This is a genomic window from Mesorhizobium sp. M1A.F.Ca.IN.020.06.1.1, assembly GCF_004023265.1.
GTDB lineage: Bacteria > Pseudomonadota > Alphaproteobacteria > Rhizobiales > Rhizobiaceae > Mesorhizobium.
In genome coordinates, this window is sequence record NZ_RZSR01001775.1 from 1 (window position 1) to 480 (window position 480).

Below are 480 nucleotides of genomic sequence, written 5' to 3' on the forward strand. Positions count from 1 at the left end.
GATCGCGGCGCCTCAAGAAAGCCGCCAAAGGGCTATCCAGGTTCAGGCCATCTGGAACAGGTTGACGGAGCCCCAGCCAGGCGTCGATCCCTCTACCGTGTTGATGCATCCCAGCGTGATCCAATCCCTCACGCCCAACTTCAATTGCCTCACCAGCGTGCAGCAGGAGCGCCTCGTCGCACTCGTCGAGGGGCTTGCTAACCGCAAGGATCGCGCCTTGGCCCTCCGAGCCGTCGGGACAGGCCTGGGAGGGCTTGCGCCCGCCCTGCAACAGCGTCTCATCGCGCTCGCAGAGGGATTTGACAACCCCGAGCAGCGCGCCTCGGCCCTGAGGGGCCTCGGAGCTGGCGTGGCAGGCCTTGCGCCGGCACTACAGCAGCGTCTCGTCCTCCTCACCGAGGGGCTCGCGCTCTGGCATCGCGTCTGGGGCTTGGAAGGCCTCGGAGCGGGCGTGGCAGGCCTTGCGCCCGCCCTGCAGCA

1 protein-coding gene is annotated in these 480 nt (G+C 67.7%); it reads left to right on the forward strand.

Translation table 11 applies throughout. The features are described 5' to 3' along the window. A partial coding sequence (locus tag EOA60_RS38060; protein ID WP_164899960.1) for a hypothetical protein occupies positions 1 to 480 on the forward strand: 480 nt, incomplete at both ends.